Origin of the sequence: Dyella ginsengisoli LA-4 (genome assembly GCF_000334915.1) — a bacterium.
GTDB classification, from domain to species: Bacteria; Pseudomonadota; Gammaproteobacteria; order Xanthomonadales; family Rhodanobacteraceae; genus Dyella_A; species Dyella_A ginsengisoli_A.
Map to the genome: position 1 here is coordinate 53,362 of NZ_AMSF01000085.1, position 20,499 is coordinate 73,860.

General features: G+C 67.4%; 15 protein-coding genes. 8 read left to right on the forward strand and 7 right to left on the reverse strand.

What is annotated here, in order from left to right; genetic code table 11:
- Window positions 1–121 precede the first annotated feature (121 nt).
- Complete coding sequence (grxD, locus tag C693_RS0118100; RefSeq protein WP_017463696.1) at window positions 122–1,018, forward strand: Grx4 family monothiol glutaredoxin; 897 nt, start codon at window positions 122–124, stop codon at window positions 1,016–1,018.
- Between the two features lie 104 nt (window positions 1,019–1,122).
- Here the strand turns inward: grxD and C693_RS0118105 are convergent, their stop codons facing one another.
- Window positions 1,123–2,445 carry an aspartyl/asparaginyl beta-hydroxylase domain-containing protein gene (locus C693_RS0118105; RefSeq protein WP_017463697.1) on the reverse strand — a complete coding sequence of 441 codons (1,323 nt, stop codon included), beginning with the start codon at window positions 2,443–2,445 and terminating at the stop codon, window positions 1,123–1,125.
- 123 nt (window positions 2,446–2,568) lie between these two features.
- Between C693_RS0118105 and C693_RS0118110 the strand changes: the two genes are divergently transcribed.
- The gene (locus C693_RS0118110; RefSeq protein WP_017463698.1) at window positions 2,569–4,170 is read left to right on the forward strand and encodes a tetratricopeptide repeat-containing sulfotransferase family protein; all 1,602 of its coding nucleotides are present in this window, start codon (window positions 2,569–2,571) and stop codon (window positions 4,168–4,170) included.
- A gap of 11 nt (window positions 4,171–4,181) precedes the next feature.
- The gene (locus C693_RS0118115) at window positions 4,182–5,702 is read left to right on the forward strand and encodes a tetratricopeptide repeat-containing sulfotransferase family protein (protein ID WP_241762701.1); all 1,521 of its coding nucleotides are present in this window, start codon (window positions 4,182–4,184) and stop codon (window positions 5,700–5,702) included.
- A 7-nt stretch (window positions 5,703–5,709) separates the two neighbouring features.
- Here C693_RS0118115 and C693_RS0118120 read toward each other — a convergent pair whose 3' ends face one another.
- The 3 genes from C693_RS0118120 to C693_RS0118130 all read right to left on the reverse strand — a co-directional run bounded on the left by C693_RS0118120 (window position 5,710) and on the right by C693_RS0118130 (window position 11,558).
- A complete protein-coding gene (locus C693_RS0118120; protein WP_017463700.1) occupies window positions 5,710–7,515 on the reverse strand; it encodes a tetratricopeptide repeat-containing sulfotransferase family protein in 1,806 nt (601 codons plus the stop codon).
- An 85-nt stretch (window positions 7,516–7,600) separates the two neighbouring features.
- The gene (locus C693_RS0118125) at window positions 7,601–10,552 is read right to left on the reverse strand and encodes a TonB-dependent receptor plug domain-containing protein (protein WP_017463701.1); all 2,952 of its coding nucleotides are present in this window, start codon (window positions 10,550–10,552) and stop codon (window positions 7,601–7,603) included.
- A 217-nt stretch (window positions 10,553–10,769) separates the two neighbouring features.
- Window positions 10,770–11,558 carry an AMP nucleosidase gene (locus tag C693_RS0118130; protein ID WP_017463702.1) on the reverse strand — a complete coding sequence of 263 codons (789 nt, stop codon included), beginning with the start codon at window positions 11,556–11,558 and terminating at the stop codon, window positions 10,770–10,772.
- A 257-nt stretch (window positions 11,559–11,815) separates the two neighbouring features.
- On the opposite strand from C693_RS0118130, the gene C693_RS0118135 reads away from it, so the two are divergent.
- Both C693_RS0118135 and C693_RS0118140 read left to right on the forward strand, forming a co-directional pair.
- Window positions 11,816–12,760: a DegV family protein gene (locus C693_RS0118135; RefSeq protein WP_026107536.1), complete on the forward strand. Its 945-nt coding sequence runs from the start codon at window positions 11,816–11,818 to the stop codon at window positions 12,758–12,760.
- A 34-nt stretch (window positions 12,761–12,794) separates the two neighbouring features.
- Window positions 12,795–13,442 carry a DUF4124 domain-containing protein gene (locus C693_RS0118140; protein ID WP_017463704.1) on the forward strand — a complete coding sequence of 216 codons (648 nt, stop codon included), beginning with the start codon at window positions 12,795–12,797 and terminating at the stop codon, window positions 13,440–13,442.
- Between the two features lie 222 nt (window positions 13,443–13,664).
- On the opposite strand, the gene C693_RS0118145 is transcribed toward C693_RS0118140, so the two are convergent.
- Window positions 13,665–14,447, reverse strand: coding sequence for an SDR family oxidoreductase (locus tag C693_RS0118145; protein ID WP_017463705.1), 783 nt, complete (start codon window positions 14,445–14,447; stop codon window positions 13,665–13,667).
- Between the two features lie 99 nt (window positions 14,448–14,546).
- Between C693_RS0118145 and C693_RS0118150 the strand changes: the two genes are divergently transcribed.
- Both C693_RS0118150 and C693_RS0118155 read left to right on the forward strand, forming a co-directional pair.
- A complete protein-coding gene (locus tag C693_RS0118150; protein ID WP_017463706.1) occupies window positions 14,547–14,771 on the forward strand; it encodes a hypothetical protein in 225 nt (74 codons plus the stop codon).
- On the forward strand, window positions 14,768–15,586 hold the full coding sequence (locus C693_RS0118155; protein ID WP_017463707.1) for an ABC transporter ATP-binding protein: 819 nt from the start codon (window positions 14,768–14,770) through the stop codon (window positions 15,584–15,586). Before C693_RS0118150 ends, C693_RS0118155 begins: the two co-directional genes overlap by 4 nt.
- A 4-nt stretch (window positions 15,587–15,590) precedes the next feature.
- On the opposite strand, the gene sppA is transcribed toward C693_RS0118155, so the two are convergent.
- Window positions 15,591–17,459 (reverse strand): signal peptide peptidase SppA, encoded by a 1,869-nt coding sequence (gene sppA, locus C693_RS0118160; RefSeq protein ID WP_017463708.1) that lies wholly within the window; start codon window positions 17,457–17,459, stop codon window positions 15,591–15,593.
- Window positions 17,460–17,487: 28 nt separating this feature from the next.
- Window positions 17,488–18,915, reverse strand: coding sequence for an MATE family efflux transporter (locus C693_RS0118165; RefSeq protein WP_017463709.1), 1,428 nt, complete (start codon window positions 18,913–18,915; stop codon window positions 17,488–17,490).
- 113 nt (window positions 18,916–19,028) lie between these two features.
- On the opposite strand from C693_RS0118165, the gene C693_RS0118170 reads away from it, so the two are divergent.
- Entirely contained in the window at window positions 19,029–20,258 is a 1,230-nt protein-coding gene (locus tag C693_RS0118170; RefSeq protein ID WP_017463710.1) for a DUF3667 domain-containing protein, read from the forward strand.
- Window positions 20,259–20,499 lie beyond the last annotated feature (241 nt).

The following is a 20,499-nucleotide window of genomic DNA, read 5'->3' on the forward strand; positions in this document are numbered from 1 at the left end:
TCTTTTTACTGACCATGGGTCATTTATAAGTGACCATCGGTCAGTTTTCAAGCACGCCTTGCACCGCCGCCCGCGCGGTACCATGTACCGCTGTCTCATGTCCCCCTACGGAACCGCGTCCATGTCCCTCGATCCAGCCACCCGCGAACGCATCCAGACCCTGCTCAGCGAGCACCGCGTGGTGCTGTTCATGAAGGGCACCCGCCAGCAGCCGATGTGCGGCTTCTCGGCCGCCGCCACCAATACGCTGAACGAGCTGCTGGACGACTACCACACCGTCAACGTGCTGGAAGACCAGGCGATCCGCGAGGGCATCAAGATCTTCGGCGAATGGCCCACCATCCCGCAGCTCTACGTCGAGGGCGAGCTGGTCGGTGGCTCGGACATCATCCGCCAGATGTACACCAGCGGTGAGCTGCACAGCCTGTTCGGCGCGGCGCCGCCGGACCGCACGCCGCCGGAGATCACCATCACCGACAAGGCCGCCGAGATGATCCGCCAGGGCACCGCCGACGCGCAGGGTGTGGTCATCCACCTGGAGATCGGCCCGGACTTCAGCGCGGGCTTCCAGCTCGCCCCGGCCGGCGACTTCGACATCGTGGCCGAGTCCAACGGGCTGACCATCCATTTCGACCCGGCCAGCGCCCAGCGCGCCAAGGGCATCGTGATCGACTGGGTGTCCACCGTGCAGGGCGAGGGCCTCAGCCTGAAGTTTCCCGGCGCGCAGCAGGTACATGACATGAGCGTGCAGGAACTGCGCCAGCGGCTGGCCGACGGCAACCTCACGCTGGTCGACGTGCGCCCGGCGGCGGCCCGCGCCATGCTGCCGCCCCTGCCGGAGGCACGCATCCTCGAGGACGAGGGCTACGACGCATTTGCCGCGTTGCCCAAGGACACGCCGATCGCCTTCGTCTGCCAGCGGGGCATCTCCAGCCGGGGCGTCGCCGAGCGCTTCGCCTCGCACGGCTTCAGCCAGGTCTTCAACGTGGAAGGCGGCATGGAAGCCTGCAGCGGCTGAGCCCCGGGGCGGTCCGGATTTCCGTACCGCCCGGATCCAACCGGCCGTCGCCCTCGGGCGGCGGCTTGCTGCTCGCGGCCGGAAAGTTCCCCGGAGCTGCTTTCTCAGACGCTCGCCGGCGGCAGCTCGCAACGGGTGTTGAAGTCGCCGATCGCGGCGACCAGGTCGGTCACCGCCATCTGCTCCACCTCGGTCAGATCGGGGTTCCAGCTGTCCAGGATCAATACCACCCGGGTCACGTCGCTGTGGTTCCACGCTTCGTGCTCGAAGGTGTCGTCGAAGGTGACGCAGCTGCCCTCGCGCCAGTGGTGCTCCTGACCGCCCACGCGCAGCGCGCATTCCCGGGGAACAATCAGCGGGAGATGGGTGACCAGGCGGGTGTTGGTCACCCCCGTATGCGGCAGGATGTGGGTCCCCGGCCGCAGTACCGAGAACAGCGCCTCGGGCGCGTGGTCGCGGATGCGGACCAGCGGACAGGCATCCAGCGCGGCCATGGTCCGCGGGCACGCCCGCGCGTGGTCTTCGTAACGCTGCCCGTGGCGGTGGAAGAAATACGCGTCCCAGGCCGGCGCCTCGGCGCCCGAGGCGCGCAGCATCGTGGCAGCCTGCTCCGGGCTGTCCACGCCCAGGAACGAGTCCAGCGGCTGTTCGCCGGCCAGCACCGCGAGCAGTTCCTCGCGGATCGCGAAGGTCGCCGCTTCCAGTGCCTCGTGCCAGGGAAAGCGATGGCGTGGGTAGTAGGGCTGGCTCGGGATATCCGGAAAGTACAGGAACAGCGGCCGCTGACGCGGATCGATCGCAGGCATCGGCTCGACTCCGACATGAATCGCCAGCGCCCGCTCCACGCGGCGCAGCTCATCCGCCCCGTAGCGCTGACGCAATGGCTCCAGCGCCTGGTCGAACAGGCGGCGGCGACCGGCGTTGGCATAGCCCATTGCGTACTTCACCGTATCGCGCAACCCCGGCGCGGTGTTCGCATCGCTGAGCCAGCGTCCCTGCTCCTGCGCGGTGCGCACGGCGATGAAATAGGCCCGCAGTGCATCATCGGCCTGGCCCAGCTGCTCAAGGGCAATGCCGAGTTGCAGGCGCGCGACGAACAGGCGCGGCGCCAGGGTCAGCGCGCGCTGCAGGCTGATCGCCGCCGCCTCGACATCACCCACCGCCAGATGCGCACTGCCGATCTGGTGGGCGACGCCCGCGTGCTCCGGGTGGGCCCGCTCGGCGCGGCTGAGCAACATCATCGCAACCGGCGCGTTGCGGCGGGCCATCTCCCGGTTGGCCACGAACATCAGCGCCTCGGCATCGTCCGGCGCCTGCTCCAGCAGCTGCCGGTAGGCAGTCTCGGCGGCGGCCATCTCGCCGCGCTGCAGATGGCCGCGCGCCCGCTCGTGCAACGGAGCGGAATCGGTCTGGGACTGGGTACTCATCGAGGGTGATACTCCGGATAGCGGCCTTGCCGCACTTGGCCGCAGACGCGGCGGCTTGCCATGGCCGGGCATAATAGCTGCCTCGGGCAGCGCGTCGCCCGCACGATGGAAATGCCTCTTCCGATGTCATCGTTCCAGCCCGGGCTCGATCCGGCACAGTCCCAGTTGCTCTCGCGCATCGGCCAGGCGCTGGATGCCGGCCGCATCGACGACGCCGCTCGCCTGCTGCCCACCTTGCTGCAGAGCCACGCCGACCATCCCGAGGTGCAGCGGATGCAGGCCGGGCTGCTGGGCATGCAGGGGCGGAACCAGGATGCCATCGCGCTGATGCGAGAGGTGGTTCGCCGCCATCCCGCACATGCGCCCGGCCTCAACACCCTGGCAACCCTGCTCGGCCAGGCCGGGGATTACGACGCCGCCATCGAAATGCTCCAGGCGGTCTGCCGACTGCAGCCGAAGATGGCGCTGGCCTGGTACAACCTGGGCGTGATGCTCACCCGCAGCGTGCGCAACGAGGAAGCCGCAGACGCGCTGCAACAGGCGGTCCTGATCGATCCGCACTCGGTCGACGCTCGCGCCCTGCTCGCCGACCTGCTGCGCATGCGCGGACAGTCGCAGGAGGCCGCCGACAGCTACCGCCAGGTGCTGGCCGAGCGCCCTTGGGCGGGCATGGCCTGGTGGGGTCTGGCGGACCTCAAGACGGTGCAGATGGCCGAGTCCGACATCCGCGACCTGCGGCAGGCGCTGCGGTCGCCCCGGGCCAGCGACGACGATCGCATCGCCATGGGCTTCGCGCTGGCCCGCGCGCTGGACGACCACGGGCGCTACGCCGAGTCCCTGCAGACGCTGGAGCAGGCCAACGCGATCGCGCGGCAGCGCCGGCGCTGGAACGCGGCCGGCTACTCGCAGGCGGTCGATGCACTGGCAGGCTTCTTCGCTCCACCACCGGACGGCGCCCCCGATCGGCGACTGGGCGAAGAAGTGATCTTCATCGTCGGCCTGCCACGCTCCGGCTCGACGCTGGCCGAACAGATCCTCGCCTCGCACCCCCAGGTCGAGGGCTCCGGCGAGCTTCCGGACCTGCCGCAGGTACTGGCGGAAGAGTCGCGGCGACGCGGCCTGCCGTTTCCCCGCTGGGTGCCGCAGATGAAGCCGGCCGACTGGCAGCGGCTCGGCGAACGTTATCTGGAACGCACCCGGCACTGGCGCCGCGAGCGCCCCCGCTTCACCGACAAGCTGCCGAGCAACTGGATCTATGGCGATGCGATCCGCGCCATGCTTCCGGGTGCGCGCATCGTCGGCTGCCTACGCGATCCGCTGGAGACCTGTTTCTCCTGCTACCGGCAGAAGCTCGACAACAACGAGTACACCCGCAGCTTCGAAGACCTCGCCAGTTTCTGGCGCGACTGCGACCGGCACCTGCAGCGTCTTGCCCGAACCTACCCCGACAGGGTCTACCTGCACGACTACGAGGCACTGCTCGACGAACCCGAATCACGCATCTGCGATCTGCTCGAAAACTGCGGACTGCCGTTCGACCCGGCCTGCCTCGAGTTCCACGAAAACACCCGCCAGGTCCGCTCGCCCAGCGCGATGCAGGTGCGCCAGCCGCTGCGCCGCGACACCCGGCACAGCACTCGTTACGGAGCCCTGCTCGATCCGCTGCGCCTTGCCCTCGGCCTGCCGCACTGGCACGACGAGGCATCCAGCCGGGCTCCCCGGTGAACCATCGGCCCGTGCCCGCGGAAGCGTGGCTGGAGCAGGCGCAACAGCGCCTGCTGGCCGGCGATGCACTCCGCGCGCATTCCCTGCTCGTGCAGGGGCTTTCCGAGCACCCCGACTCCAGTGCGCTGCAGTTCGCGCTCGCCGGCCTGCAGCGCCAGGCGGGCGACACCGCGGCAGCGGATGCGCAGCTGGAAGCCGTGCTGGCGCGCGAACCGGGCCACCTGGCTGCAGCGCTCCAGCTGGCCCGCTCACTGCACGACCAGGGACGCCTGCTTGCCGCCGGCACGCTGCTGCGCGGGGCCTTCATCCACGCCCCCGAGGAGGTGGAACGGCGGATCGACGCGATCGAGCTACTCGACGACGGCGGCCGGCAGCAGGACGCGATGGCACTCTGCGAACAGGCGTTCGCCGCAGGGCTGGACGATCCCCGACTGCACGTGCACGCTGCCGCGCTGGCGGCCCAGCTGGGCCGTTTCGAGCTGGCGCGTGAACACTACGAGACAGTGCTCGCACGCAGCCCGCGTGTGGCCGACTGGCACGTGCCGCTGGGCCTGTCGTCGCTTCAGCGCTACCGGTCCGCCGATCATCCCGACTTCGCCCGCTTCCGGCACTGGCTGGAGCGCGACGACCTCGCGCCTTACCCGCGAAGCAGCCTGCTCTTCGCGCTGGGCAAGGCATTCGATGACATCGGCGAGATCGAACGCGCAGCGGCCCTGCTGCGCGAGGCCAACGCGATCATGCGTGACCAGTTGCGCTGGCAACGCAAGGCGTGGAGGCGAGGCGTCGAGATGCGGCTGGGCCGGGGCCCGCTACCCGACCCCGGACTCGCGCCCCCGGCGTGGACGCCGGTGTTCGTCGTGGGCATGCCGCGCGCGGGCAGCACCCTGCTCGCCGAGCGGCTGGCAAGGCACCCGCAGGTACGTCATCGCGGCGAACTGCCCTGGCTGCCCATGCTCGCGTCGCGCGTCGGCGCAGCAAGCAGCCATGCGAACATGATCGCCGCGATGCGTGACGCCGCGCATACCTATGCCCGACAGCTGCTGCAGGACGATACGCCGGTGGGCTGGTATGTCGACAAGCAGCCGAACAACTTCCTGCACGTAGACCTGATCCTCGCGCTCTTCCCGAACGCGCGGATCGTTCATTGTCGACGCGAGGCACGCGACAACGCACTGTCACTCTGGATGCAGAGCTTCCACCCCGGCAGCCAGGATTTCGCCTACGACCTCGGCGATATCGCCACGGTGATGCGCGACGCCCGGCGGATGATGGCGCACTGGCAGACGCGTTATCCGCACGCGGTGCGCACGGTGGACTACGAGGCACTGGTGACCGATCCGGACGCGTGCACCGGATCGCTCGCCCACTGGCTGGGCCTGCCCGAGGCCGCGCCGCACGCCAGCGCGGACACCGCGGCACTGAGCACCGCCAGCCTGTGGCAGGCCCGCCAGCCGGTCTACCGCAGCTCGGTGGAGCGCTGGCGGCGCTACGCGCCGGTCATCCCGGAGCTGGAGCGCCTGCGCGTGGACTGAACCGGACTCAGTCCACCGAATAACCCCAGTGCCGGAGCATCGGCTCCAGTACGGGCAGCGCCGGCGCCAGCGCTTGCCGGTAGCGACGCCAGCGATCCAGCCCCTTGCGGTTCACCGGCTGGGTGACCTGTGCATAGCTGGGTGTGGCGATGAAGCCCTTGTCGCGTGCGCGCTGGTCGAAGCGCAGCAGCGGCGTGGCGTCCTCCAGCCCGAGGAAGTCGGCAATGCGCCTCGTCCGGGTTTCCGGATCGGCAACCAGATCCTCGTAACGCGAGACGAATACGTCCGGCTGGAACACTTCCACGTCGTGCAGCCAGCACCGCATCGCGGTGACATAGGCCTCGGCCAGCTTTTCCAGCGAAGCACAGGCCGCTGCCAGCGGCGCGGCACGAAAGTTCTGCATGTAGTTGCTTATCAGCACGTCGCAGGGGTGGCGCAACGCAAGGATGATCTTCGCGTTGGGGAACATCCGGTGAATCAACGGCAGCCACAGCATGTTCAACGGATTCTTGTCGACCAGCCGGGCGTCCCAGCGACGCTGGATCTTGGCGCAGACCAGGCTGACGTAACCCTTGCGCAGCTCGTCGCAGATATGTTGATCGAGCTTGTCCAGATCACGCGGCACCCGGATGCCATAGTCGGAAAGCTGGTCGGCGAGGATGGTGAAGAATGGGCGCTCATCCATCGACTGAAGGGCCGGGTGCGCGTCCAGCATCTGCTCGAGCAGGGTGGTGCCCGAACGCGGGAAGCCCACGATGAAGACCGGCGAGTGGGAAGCATCGGGAGCCTGGAGTACTGGCCAGCGCCGATACTCCTCGACACTGATGTGCCCCTCCGCGGCGGGAAAAATCGGGGCGCCCGGGGCGAAGCGCTGGGGCACCGCCACGCGCAACTCTTCCAGCTGCCGGGCGTGCGCCTCTTGCAGTGCAGCGATCGCGGCCGGGTAGTCGCGCTGTTTGTCGCAGACTTCGGCGAGTACGAAGAAGTGGCCGTAGTCGTCGTCCGCACGCGGGCCGGCGCGCTCGAGCAGGGACCGCGCTTCATCGGGCAGACCACGACGCAGGCACAGCTTGGCACGAAGACGCAGGGTTTCCAGTTGCATGTCGCCGTCCAGCTGCGCGTACTCGCTCTCGATGGTGGCAAGCATCGCGTCGGACGCATCCAGGTCGTTGATGCGCTCGTACACCGCGGCCAGAAGCATCCGCGTGGGCAGGTGTCCGGGGTTCCGCTCCAGCAGCTCCTCCAGCAGCACGCGGGCGATATTCGCCTCGCCTAGCACGAGGTGCAGATCGGCCAGTTCGAACTGCAGGTCGTTGTCCAGATCCTTCCATTCGCGCCAGGGGCGCAGCAGGTCTTCGATCCGCGAATCACGGCACACGGCGCACGCGCGCGCGGCATGGATGCGCGCGGAGAGGGACGCGGGATCGAGCGCGTGGGCGCGCAGAAGCGTGTCGCGGGCGGCCACGAACTCGCGGCGATGCAGTTGCAGGAGGCCGAAATTCAGCAGCTGCTCGACATTGTCCGGATCGAGTTGCAGGGCGCGTCGATAAGCGGCCTCGGCCTCCTGTTCGCGCCCGGCGCTGCGTAGCGCAGTCGCGTAATTGCCCCAGTGCAATCCACTGTCGGGATGGCTCTCGGCCAGCGCCGCATACAGCGGCACCGCCTCGGCAAGACGCGCCTGCTGCTGCAGGCTGATCGCCAGGAACAGGGTCAGATCGGAATCGCCCGGACGAGCGGCCAGGGCATCGCGGGACAGCCGCTCCGCAAGCTCCGGCCGACCGGTCTGCAGGGCGCTGAGAATGTCGTTGATCACGGGAAACGCTTTTCGGAAAAGGAAAGGCCGCGCGGGTTGCCCCGCGCGGCCCTCCAGCTTCAGCTACTCAATGCGTTCCAGTCAATCAGAACGTCACGGTCACGCGAGCCCAGTAGTAGCGGCCCTGCAGATCGAAATCGCTCGGATCGGTGTTGGCGTTGAGGGTGTTGTTCGCGTACAGGAACGGCGGCTTCTTGTCGAAAGCGTTGTTGATGCCGAGATCCACGCGGGTGTTGAGCGGCTCGAAGTTGTAGCCGACCTGCACGTCGTTGTAGACCGTGGCGCCGTACTTGAACTCGTAGCCTGCGAGGCCCTGCACCGGGTTGGTGTCCTGCGACGGGCTCTTCGAGCCGTTGCGGAACGCGCCGATGTAGCGCATGCGCCAGGAGGCGCTCCAGTTGTCCAGGTTCCAGTTCACGAAGGTGTTGCCGCGCCAGCGCGGGAACAGGCACACGCCACCGCCGCTCGGGCAGGTCGAGGCCGCACCCGAACCGAACGGCTGGAAGTGGCCCGCGTCGTGGTAGACGGTGTTCGCCGCGGTACCCGGTGCGGTCTGCTGGTCGTAACGCGACAGGTAGGTCGCATCCAGGCCCACCACGAAGGTGCCGAAGGAGAACTGCGGCAGCTTGTAGCGACCGGAGATATCCACACCGCCCACGTCGGTACGGCCGAGGTTGCCGGTCGGCTCGACGATCTGGGTGATCTGACCCGGGTTGGCGCTGCCGGCCGGGGCACGGCTGATCAGCGGGCAGTACTGGGTCGCGCCGTTGTAGCAGAGGTCCAGCACGGTCTGGGCGCCGATCGCCGAGATCGTGTCATTCAGGTAGACCTTCCAGATGTCGGCACTGAACGACAGGCCCGGCACATAGCTCGGCGAGTACACGAAGCCCCAGTCGAACGACTTGCCGCGCTCCGGACCCAGCGGGAAGTTCGCGTACTGCGAACCGGAGATCACGCCCTTGATCTGCTGGCCGAGGGCCACGTCGCGGTTGACGAAGCTGCCATCGGTCGGCACGCCCACGCAGGCCGGGTTGCCGGCAGTGGTGGTGCCGTCGCAGGGATCGCTGGCGAGCTTCGGCGCGTCGCTGATCGGCGAGTTGTACACGTCGCCGATGGTCGGCGCACGGAACACCTTCGACACCGTGCCGCGCAGCAGCAGGTCGGAGATCGGGCGATATTCCACCGCGAACTTGGTGTTGTTGGTGCTGCCGAAGGTGCTGAACTTGGAGTAGCGGTCACCGATGGTGACGTTCAGCGCCTGCACGCCCGGCAGGTCGCTCAGTACCGGGATGAACGCCTCGGCGTAGCCTTCCTTGACGTTGTAGCCACCACGCAGCGGCGAGGAGCACTGGCTGCCCAGGGTGCAGTTACCGGTGGCCGGGTCGATCAGCAGCAGCGGATCGATCTCCGAGTGGGTGTACTCCTTCCGGTAGGACACGCCTGCCGCCAGCTGGACCGTGCCGGCCGGCAGCTCGAACAGGCCACCGTTGACGTCGGCCGAGTAGGTGCGCTCGATCGAGAAGTTGTTGCTGATCGCCGGAACGGCAGCTGCCTGCAGGGCGGCGACCGAGTTCGGATCGAACAGGTTGAACGGGTTGAACGGGGTGCAGCCGTTGGCGCCGGAATCGCAGACCACCTGGCCGGTGGCCGGATCCAGGTGCGACGGGCCCAGGTCGGCGTTCAGCTTGTCCTGATTCGGCAGGCCGCGGGTCACGATCTGCTGGGAGAAGTGGCCGTACCCCATGCCCACGTCCCAGTTCCAGTCGTGGTCAAGGAAGGTGAAGTCGCCCTTGAAACCGGTGTGGATCTGGTCGGTGCTGGTGCCGTAGTTGGCCGAGCGGTTGCCGGCCGAGACCAGACGCGCACGGTAGTCGTTGCCGGCGGAGGAGAACTCCACGCCGAACGGGTTGTAGTACGAGTTGGCCGAGATCACCGCACCGTACGGGGCACCGAGCAGCGCCGGAGCCAGCTGGAAGCCCGAGCTGGTCTTGTTGTGGTAGCCGTCGAAGTAGGCCTGGACGTGGTCACCCAGGTTGTAGGTGCCCTTCAGGAACATGCTGGTGCGTTCCTGCGGGGTCTGGATCAGGTTGACCGTCGCGTAGTTGTACTTGTCGGCATTGGTGAAGCAGTGGTAGTCCGTCGCCGCGTTCTGGCCGCTGGCACCCGGGTTCAGCGCAACGTTCTTGCAGCCGTACTGGGCGGCCAGGCTGCCCGCCTGGAACGAGCCGTCCGGATTGACACCCGGCAGCTGGATGTTGCCGTAGGCCGGGAAGCTGGAGCCGCCGACGTAGCTGTAGACCGGGGTCTGGCTGCTGCCGAACACCGACACCGAGTTCTTCGAGAAGTCGCGGTTCTTCGCGAGCACCGCCTCGGTCTTGTTGTAGTCGATGCCGCCCATGATGCTGCCCTTGTCCGACGTCTGGCCGAACGTGAAGGTGTAACCCTTCGAGCGGCCGTCAGCATGGCCGGACTGGCCGTAGTTCACGGCGAACTGGGCGCCCTGGTAGTCCTTCTTCAGGACAAAGTTGACCACGCCGCCGATCGCGTCGGAGCCGTACACCGAGGACGCGCCGTCGGTCAGCACTTCGATGCGCTCGATCATGTCGGCCGGGATCGAGTTCGGATCGCCGTTGATGATGCGCTTGCCGTCGATCAGGATCAGGGTGCGCTGGCTGCCCAGGCCGCGCAGGCCCACGCTGCTGCCACCGGTGCCGCCGGCGTTGTTCACCTGCGGGTTGACGTTGCCGCCGGTCACCGCCGGAAGCTGCTGGACGATGTCACCCAGGGTCAGCTTGCCGGTGGCCTTGATCTGGGCCGCGTCGATGGTGACCACCGGGTTGGAGGTCTCCAGGTCCACGCGACGGATGTGCGAACCGGTGACGGTGATGGTCTGAAGCGTGGTGGCGTCCTTCTGGTCCGCCGGCTTCTGATTGGCGTCCTGCGCGAACGCAGGCATGGCGACGCCGGCCGCAATCACGGCGCCGATCGTCAGGGCCGTCCGCACGGACGTGGCCAGTTTGTTCGTATTGATATTCACAACAACCCTCCCAAGAAAGGCAATACAAAAAAAAGGGGTTTTTTTACGTGGGGATACATATGGTTGCGCAAGAACTTACAGTCTCCTTCTGAAGTTCGAGACTCCCCTTTATCACGTTTTTCTTACATCCGGTCAACGGTTGATTTGTGAAGCCGGACGAGGCAGGAAGGGGAGTTGTCCTGCCGAAAACCGCATCAGGGCGCCATTCGGCGGCGCTTCAGGGCTCGATGTCCTCCTCGAAGCGCAGGTGCTTCACGCTGCGCCCGTGCCGACGTACCAGTTTCAGAGCCTCCACGCCGATGCGGATGTGCCTCTCGACGAACTGGCCGGTGACTTTCTGGTCGCTGGCCTCGGTCTTCACGCCCTCGGGAATCATCGGCTGATCGGATACCAGCAGCAGTGCGCCGCAGGGGATGCCGTTGGCGAATCCGGCCGCGAAGATCGTGGCAGTCTCCATATCGACCGCCATGCAGCGGGTACGCCTGAGGTAATCCTTGAAACCATCGTCGTGCTCCCAGACCCGGCGATTGGTGGTGTAGACGGTACCGGTCCAGTAGTCGTAGCCGAGGTCGCGGATCATCGTCGACACGCCGCGCTGCAGCTGGAAAGCCGGCAGCGCCGGCACCTCCGGCGGCAGGTAGTCGTTCGAGGTGCCCTCGCCGCGGATCGCGGCGATCGGCAGCACCAGGTCGCCGATCTGATTCTTCTTCTTCAGCCCGCCGCACTTGCCCAGGAACAGCGCCGCCCTGGGGCTGATCGCGCCTAGCAGGTCCATCACGGTGGCGGCGTTGGGGCTGCCCATGCCGAAGTTGATCAGGGTGATGCCATCGGCGGTGGCGTTGGGCATGGGCCGGTCGCGGCCACGCACCTCCACGCCGTGCCACTGGGCGAACAGATCCACGTAGTGGCCGAAGTTGGTCAGCAGGATGTGCTGGCCGAACTCCTCCAGCGGGGTGCCGGTGTAGCGTGGCAACCAGTTGGAGACGATTTCTTGCTTGTTTTTCATGGGACCTCGGGAGGTCGGCGCGGTCGCAACGGCCGCGCGTTACCGGCGACGCCACGCCGGCAAGATGCCAAATGTTATAGCCCGGCATTCTAGGCGGGCGGCGACAGCGACCGCCAGTGAAGGGACCGCTCAAGACGCCCGGAGCCGGGTCGATATGCTGGCGACGAGGCTCCCACTGGGCGCATGGATGCGAGGTACGTCACGGCACCGGGGGCCGTGTTATGTTCGGCGCGCCTTCCGGGAGGGTTATCAAGACTATGCGCATGGGCCTTGCAATCGACGCATCCTGCGACCTGCCGCAGGCGTTCATCAAAGAACACGACATCGCGGTGATGCCGATTGCCGTGCATGTCGACAAGGACACGTTCAAGGACGACCGAAACCCGGCGGAAATCCAGCGCTTCCTCGACCAGAAGATGGGCAGCCGGAGTCACTCCGCTTCGACCGAACCCTGTTCGGTGGAAGACGTGCAGAAGCTTTTCCTCGAGAAGCTGGTACTGGAAAAGGACTGCGTGTTCTGCCTCACCATCACCGCCACGCGCAGCCCGATCAACGACCACGTGATCAAGGCCAGCTTCGCGGTGCTCAAGCACTACCGCGACGTGCGCGACCAGACCACCATGCCCGGCCCGTTCCTGATGCGGGTGATCGACACCCGCACGCTGTTCGCAGGCGCTGCGCCGGCGATCGTCGAAGCGACCCGGCTGTTCAAGAGTGGCGAGGCGCCGGCGGCCATCCGCGAGCGGCTGACCTACATCGCCAACAATTCCTACGGCTACATGCTGCCGCGCGACCTGTACTACCTGCGCGCCCGCGCCAAGACCAAGGGCGACCGCAGCGTCGGCCTGTTCAGCGCGGTGATGGGTTCGGCGCTGGACATCAAGCCGCTGCTGCGCGGCTATCGCGGAGAGACCGCCCCGGTTGGCAAGGTCCGCGGCTTCGAGCATGGCGCCGAGACGCTGTTCGACTACGTCAGCAAGCGGGTGCATGCCGGCCTGCTGGTACCGGTGGTCTGCATCAGTTACGGCGGCGACCTGGCCGACGTGCCCAAGCTGGCGGGATTCGAGGCGCTCAAGGCCGCCTGCGAGGAGTGCAAGGTGGAACTGATGGTCGCCCCGATGAGCATCACCGGCATGGTCAACGTCGGCGAGGGCGCCCTGACCGTCGGCTTTGCCGCGGAAGAGCACGTCGCCGAGTTCTGACCCGGCCCAGCCCCGAGCCTGCACGGCATACGCCATGGTCGCCCGCCGCCTGCTGCTGATGCTGGTCGCCACGCTGTTGTCGGTACCGGTCGCGGCGGAAACCGCCTACAAGTGCACGGCTGCCAACGGCCGGGTGAGCTACCAGGATGCACCGTGCCCTGCCCGGGCGAAGCAGCAGGCCATTACGCTCGCCGCGCCCGGGCCGGCCGCCCCGCCTCCGCCCGATACCGCGGCTCCGGCGCCGCCCCCGGTTGCGGTCACGATGCCGATGGCAGCCCCCCCACCTGCCGCGCCCCTGCCCATGCTCTACCGCTGCCAGAAAGCGACAGACGGCTCCCTCTATACGAGCGCGAATGGCCAGCCGGCACCTTATGCCGTTCCGTTCGGAGTGCTCGGAGCGGCAAGCCAGCCCCTGGGGTCGGTCTACGGACTCGGTGGCGCGGGTGCCTCGGCGCCGGAACTCAACCGGGGCAAGGTGACCCCGGGCCTGGTCGCCAACAACTACGTGTGGGTGCGCGATGCCTGCCGCCCTCTCGACGCCCGGGAAACCTGCGAGGCATTGCAACAGCAGTACGACGAGAACGAACACAAGCTCCAGCAGGCCTTTCAAAGCGAGCAGGCCCCTTTCGTCAAACGCGAGGCCGAGCTCGAGGCACAACTGGCGAACTGCGCCTCGCACTGAGCGATTCCTGCGCAAGGTGATGCAACCGACTGCAGCACGGGGCTTTGCCGGAACCACCCACAGGCTTGTCCACAGGCGATCCCCAGAAGCTGTGGAAAACACCCGCCGACATTGGTCAGAACGTCATCGATCCGCTGAAAACCCTTGCGTGGCGAGACGTTGCAGGGCCCATCCACAAGCTTGTCCGGGAGCTATCCACAGCTGCTGTGGAAAACGCGGGCATCAGAAGCCGTAGCTGACAAAGCCTCCGTCCACCGCCAGCACCTGGCCGGTGATGTAACTGGCGGCGGGCAGGCACAGGAAGGCAATCGCCGCGGCAACTTCCTCCGGCTCGCCGATGCGCCGCAGCGGGGTGTGATCGAGTACTTCCTCCAGGTAATCCGGATCGGCCAGCGGCCCGTCGGTACGCTGGGTGCGGATGTACCACGGCGCGACTGCGTTCACGCGGATGCCGTCGGTGGCCCACTCGACGGCCAGGTTGCGGGTCAACTGGTGCAACGCCGCCTTGGTCATGCCGTACGGCGAGCCGGTGCGCACATGGGTCGTGCCGGACACCGAGCCGACATTGACGATCGCCGCGTTGCCATGTTCGGCCAGATGCGGATGCGCCAGCCGGCACATCTCGAAGGCGGAAAACAGGTTCTGCTCGAAGATCGCCCGATAGTCGCCGGCCGCATAATCCAGCGTGGGCATCGACTGGTTGCCGCCTGCGTTGTTGACCAGCAGCGACAGCGGCATGTCCAGGTCGCGCACCCAGTCGAACACGGCCAGCCGGTCCTCCGGCTCGGCCAGGTCGGCGGCGAAGGCGAGGACCTCGATGTCCGGAAAGTCGTCGGCCAGGTCGAGCCGGACCTGCTCCAGGTAGTCCTCGTCGCGCGCGACCAGCAGCAGGTCGGCCCCCAGACCGGCCAGCTCCCTCGCCGTGGCATGGCCAATACCCTTGCTGGCTCCGGTGACCAGCGCCGCGTGTCCGTGCAATTGCCAGGCGTCGATACGTGCGTTCATGGGGCGAGCTTAAAGCGCGATCCGCACGCCGTGCCAGCGGCCTTGCCGCTGTCGCCGAGGGGCGGGACACTGATCGCATCCACGCCGGGAGTCGATGCCATGAACGTACGTCCGATGATCGTTGCGCTGTCGGCAACGCTGGTGCTCGCCGCCTGCTCGGGCAAGCCGCCGGCACCCCGCGCTGGGCAGGATGCCCAGGCCAAGCGGGTGGCCACGCCGTGGGACGGCATGAAGAAGGACGAGCAGCGCGCCAAGGATGTCCAGAAGGTGGTCGACCAGCAGGCTGCCGAGCAACGCAAACAGATCGAAGCCGCCAGCCAGTGAGCGATCCGGCCACCGGGATCGACCGCGCCCCCCTGCTGGAGATCGACGACGCCACCGTACTGCGGGGCGATCACGCCGCGCTCGATCACCTCACCCTGCGCATCGACCGCGGCGAGCACACTGCCATTCTCGGCCGCAATGGCTCGGGCAAGTCCACCCTGGTGCGCTTGGTCGCGCGCGAACTGCACGCACTGGCCCGCACCGGAGCAACCGCACCGGTGCGCGTGCTGGGGCGCGAACGCTGGAACATCGCCGAATTGCGCGGACGACTGGGGATCGTCTCGCCCGCCCTGCAGCAGCTGTTGGGAAATGAAACCGGCAACGAAGTGCTGACCTCGGTGGAATCGGCCTTCTTCGCTGCCCACGACACCTGGGGTCGCACGGTCACTCCGACCATGCGTCGGCACGCACGTGAGGCGCTGGAACTGGCAGGCGCCTCGTCCCTGATCGGTCGCCCGCTGGCCAGCCTGTCGACCGGCGAGGCACGCCGGGTGCTGATCGCCCGGGCGCTGGTGCACCGCCCCTTGGCGCTGTTGCTGGACGAGCCCTGCGCCGGCCTGGACATGACGGCCCGGCGTGCCTTCCTCGAGCAGCTGCGCGGGCTGGCCCGAGGCGGCACGACGCTGCTGATGGTGACCCATCACGTGGAGGAGATCGTGCCCGAGATCGGCCGCGTGGTGCTGCTTCACCGCGGCCGCGTGCTGGCCGACGGCCCATGCGGGCGGGTGCTGCGCGACGAGCCGCTCAGCGCTGCGTTCGAGGCGGCGGTGTCGGTCCGTCAGCGCGACGGCTGGTACAGCGCCGCGCTGGCCTGAGCGGTCAGCGCGGCGCGCAGAAGCAGTAGGCGTAGATGTTCGGCCGACCGGGCCGCGCATCGCGCAGCAACTGCAGCTCGGGCATCGCCCGCGGCAGCTCCGCCATCCAGCGCGGCAGATGCACGCCGTAGGACAGGGCCGCCTGCACCATCGCAGTGCGGTTGAGGCCAACCACGAACTGCTCGAAGCCGCCCAGCGGCTGCTCGATGTAGCGGACCGGATAACCCTTGGCCAGCCCGGCCTTCTTCGCCGCATAGGCGACCGCCTCGTCGAGCCCGCCGAGCTGGTCGACCAGACCCCGGTCCAGCGCCTGCTTTCCGGTCCATACGCGGCCCTGGGCGATCGCGTCGATGGCGTCGTAATCCTTGCCGCGCGCCTTGGCCACGCCGCCGACGAAATCGCGGTAGCCCTTGTCGATGATCGCCTGGATCACCTGACCCACCTTCGGATCGAGCGGGCGGGTGATGTCGAACGCGCCGGCCATCGGCCCGGTCGCCACACCGTCGCTCTGCACCCCGAGCTTCGCCAGCGTGTCGGGGATCGAGTAGTACATGCCGAAGATGCCGATCGAACCGGTGATGGTGTTCGGCTCGGCGAAGATGCGGTCGGCATCCATCGAGATCCAGTAGCCGCCACTGGCCGCCACGTCGCCCATCGACACCACCACCGGGATGCCCGCCTTGCGCGTCAGCTCCACCTCGCGGCGGATCTGCTCGGCGGCGTACACCTCGCCGCCGGGCGAGTTCACCCGCAGCACCAGCGCCTTGGTCTTCTTGTCCTCGCGCGCGGCGCGGATCAGCGCGGCGGTGGATTCGCCTCCGATCCGGCCCTGCGGCTGTTTGCCGCCGCTGATCTCGCCCTCGGCCACCACCACCGCGACGCCGGGCTTGAACAGCGCACCGCTGTCGTCCGGCAACTGGGCGACATAGCGCGACAGGCCGACCGAGCGGAAACCCTTGCCCTGGCGCCCGGCCGGCACGCCCTCGCGACGCATCATGGCCTCCACGTCGGCCTCGGTGGCCAGGCCGTCGACCAGATGCTCGTTGAGCGAGAGCTGGGCCAGGTTGCCCCGGGTGCTGGCGATGTGGTCCGGCAGGTGGTCGACGTCATCGCGCAGCGTGGCCGGATCGAGCTTGCGCAGCTTGGCGACGGTATCGATGTAGTTGTCCCACAGGCCGCCCATCCAGTAGCTGTCGGCTTCCTTGGACGCATCCGAGGCATGGTCGAGGATGTACGGCTCGGCCGCACTCTTGAACTGGCCGACGCGGAACAGGTGCACCTGCACGCCGAGCTTGTCCAGCAGGTCCTTGTAGAACAGGCGATAGTTGGCCAGGCCGGTGATCATCACCCCGCCCTGCGGATCGACCAGCAGGCGGTCGGCGTGCGCGGCGAGGTAGTACTGGCCCTGGTCGTAGTTCACGCCCCAGGCGATCACCGGCTTGCCGGCGGCGCGGAAGCGGTCCAGCGCCGCACCCACCTCGCGCAGCGCGGCAAAGCCGCCGGCCTGCAACTGGTCCGGCAGCAGCAGGATGCGGGTGATGTGCTTGTCGGTGGTCGCGGCGTCGATCGCTCGCACCAGGTCACGCACCTGCACTTCCTTCGGCTCGTCGCCCGACAGTCCGGACAACACCCGCTGCAGTGGCGCCACGCTGTACTGCTCCACCAGTCGCCCTTCCGGCTTGAGCACCAGCACCGAGTCGGCGTCGATGCCCATGCCGGCATGGCGTCCGGCCGTCACGCCGATCGCCAGCAGCAGCACCAGAAACAGCAGCGTGAAGAACACTGCATTGATGATGACCAGTCGCACCACGTTGAGGCCGCGCCCGAAGACGCGGAGAAAGGCCCAGAAGCCATTGGGGCGCGAAGCGGTCATGCAGCCGTCCTGTTCGGAAGGTGGGAGGTCACGGATCGAGGGGCAGCGTACCGGCTTGCACCGGCGCGGTCATGTGTGGGTGGTCAGGCTGCGGCGCGCCGACCCAGCGGCCGCGACGCGCGCTCCGCCAGAACCGGGTGAACAACAGGACGGCCGAGGCACTGAGGCCGGCGATCAGGCCCATCCACATGCCACGTGCGCCCAGGCCATGCTGGAAGGCGAGCCACCAGCCGACCGGCATGCCGACACCCCAGTAGGAGAACAGGGTGATGGCCATCGGTACCCGGGTGTCCTTCAGGCCGCGCAGCGCGCCGTTGGATGCCACCTGGATACCGTCGGAGAACTGGAACACGCCCGCCAGCAACAACAACTGCGCGGCCAGGTCGATCACTTCCCGCTGGTGCGTGTAGAGCCCGGCAATCCGATGCGGCAGGCCGAACATCACCGCCGCCGACACCAGTTGGGTGACCAGGCTCAGGCCGATCCCGCAGAAGCCCGCATAGCGCACCCCGACCGCATCGCCACGCCCCACCGCATTGCCGACCCGCACGGTGATCGCCATGGCCAGGCCCAGCGGAATCATGAAGAACAGCGAGGCGACGTTGATCGCCACCTGGTGGCTGGCCATCACCGTGTCGCCGAGCCGGCTGATGCCCAGCGCCACCGCGACGAACAGGCCGGCCTCGGCCAGCAGGCTCACCGCCATCGGCCCGCCGACATGCAGCAGGTCGGCAATGCGACGCCAGTCGGGCCACTCGAAATGATCGACCAGGCCCAGCCCCCGGTAGTTGGGATGGCGCAGCACATAGGTCGCAAAGCCGGCCAGCTCGAGCCACAGCGCCAGCGCGGTGGCCATGCCGCAGCCACGCGCTCCCTGCGGCGGCAGGCCCAGCTTGCCGTACATGAACACGTAGCCCAGCGGCACCAGCAACACCAGCCCGCCCAGGCTGAAGAACATCGACGGCCGGGTCAGCGACAACCCCTCGGACAAGCCGCGCAGGGCGAAGTAGCACGTCAGTGCCGGCGCGCCCCAGCTGATCGCATGCAGGAAAGCGTCCACGTCGACGCGCAGGTCCGGGGTGACGCCGATCCATGCGAACAGGGGACTGGCGTGGCGGACCGCGAACCACAGCACCATCCCGGTCATCAGCGCCAGCCACAGCGCCTGGCGGAACAACGCACCGATCTCGTGGCGACGCCGGGCGCCATCGAGCTGCGCCACCGAGGGCGGCACAGCCATCATCAGCCCGATACCGGTGACGATGGCCAGCGACCACACGTTGGCGCCCACCGCCACCGCACCGAGCACGTGGGTGCTGTAGTGGCCGGAAAGCACTGCATCGATCACGTTGGAACCGATCGCCGCCAGCTGCGCGGCGATCAGCGGCAGGGCGAGACGTACGGTGGCGCCGACTTCGTGCGCGATGCGCGCGCGGTCGGGACGGAAAGCGGTCATGGCGGGTTCGTTCGGGTCGGCCGCGCATTTTAGCGGACCGGGCCTCACGGCAGGGCTGCCCTCCGGCCGCATCCTTGTGACACCATCCTCGGCTTCCAGGGGAGGAACCATCGATGGACCAGCTCGACCACGCCACCATCGTGCACTGTGCCAACTGCGGCACCGTGATGGAGGGGGAGTTCTGCCATCACTGCGGGCAATCGGTTCACAGCGTGCTCAAGCCGGTGCACCACATGCTGGAAGACGGCATGGACATGTTCCTGCATGTCGACGGCCGCATCCTGCACACCCTGCCGCCACTGATGACCCGGCCGGGCTTCCTCACGCTGGAATACTTCGCCGGACGTCGCCAGCGCTATGTCGCCCCGTTCCGCCTGATGTTCGTGCTGTGCCTGCTGAGCTTCTTTGCCTTCCACCTGGCGGCGGACAGCCTGCTCGACCGAGGGGCCAATCAGCCGATCAGCTCCAAGCTGGTACAGCAGGAAAAGCGGAACGCCTTCGCTGCGGACGCCACCGCACAGGACGTGCACCGGCACCTCGAGAGCCAGCTGGCCAGCCTGCACACCGCCGGCGCCCAGACCGAGGGCCTGCCGGGCGCGGAACAGGGCCTGCATCTCGCCGAACGCAAGCTCCGTGAAGACGCCGACAAACGTCTGATCGAGCTGGGCGCTGCGCCCATCCCTGCCGGTGCCGGCAGCGCGGCGGGCACACCGGCCATCCCGGTCACCACGACGACTCCAGGGTCGAGCACTCGCGGCCACGCGGCTGACGCGGACGAGGCGAAATGGGATGAAGTCGAGCCGGTGCACATCGCCTGGCTGCCGGACTTCGCCAACCGCCGGCTGACCGAGTTCGAGCGCCACCTGAAGATCAACCTCAAGACAGCGTTGCATGGCCGCGACGCCAGAGAGCGGCAGGAGGCCCGCGAGCGGATGGTCGCCGGCTTTTTCAGCGTGCTGCCGCAGAGCATGCTGGTGATGATTCCGCTGTTCGCACTGCTGCTGAAAGTGTTTTACGTGTTCCGGCGCAGGCTCTACATGGAACACGTGATCGTCGCCCTGCACAGCCACGCTTTCCTGTTCCTGGCCCTGCTGCTGGTCCTGATGGTCGGCATGCTGTCGACGTGGCTGCGCCCCCTGGCGCCTTGGATGGGTTATCCACTGGGCGTCGTGCGATTCGCGCTCATCGTGTGGATGTTCGCCTACCTGCTGGTGATGCAGAAGCGCATCTATCGGCAGGGTTGGGGGATGACCCTGTTGAAGTACTGGTGCGTGGGCTGGTGCTACTTCTGGCTGCTTTTCACGGTGCTCGGCGTTGCCCTCGTGCTGGGTGCCGGACACTGAGGGTGTGGCGCGCCGCAAACCGTGACGTCCATCACATCCGGCCGCATGGCGCGGGCGGAGGCAGCGGGGGTTTTGCACAGCGTCATCGGAGTGTCAACCCACGCGACGGTTTCATGGCATCGGTGTGAAGCAAAGTTGAACGGGCAACGCAAACAGCTGAAAAACATCATGTTTTTCTGATGGCCAAATCTTGCGCAGTGTGTCGTGAAGGCCGCCGTGACGGGCCTCAGGCGCCCCCTTC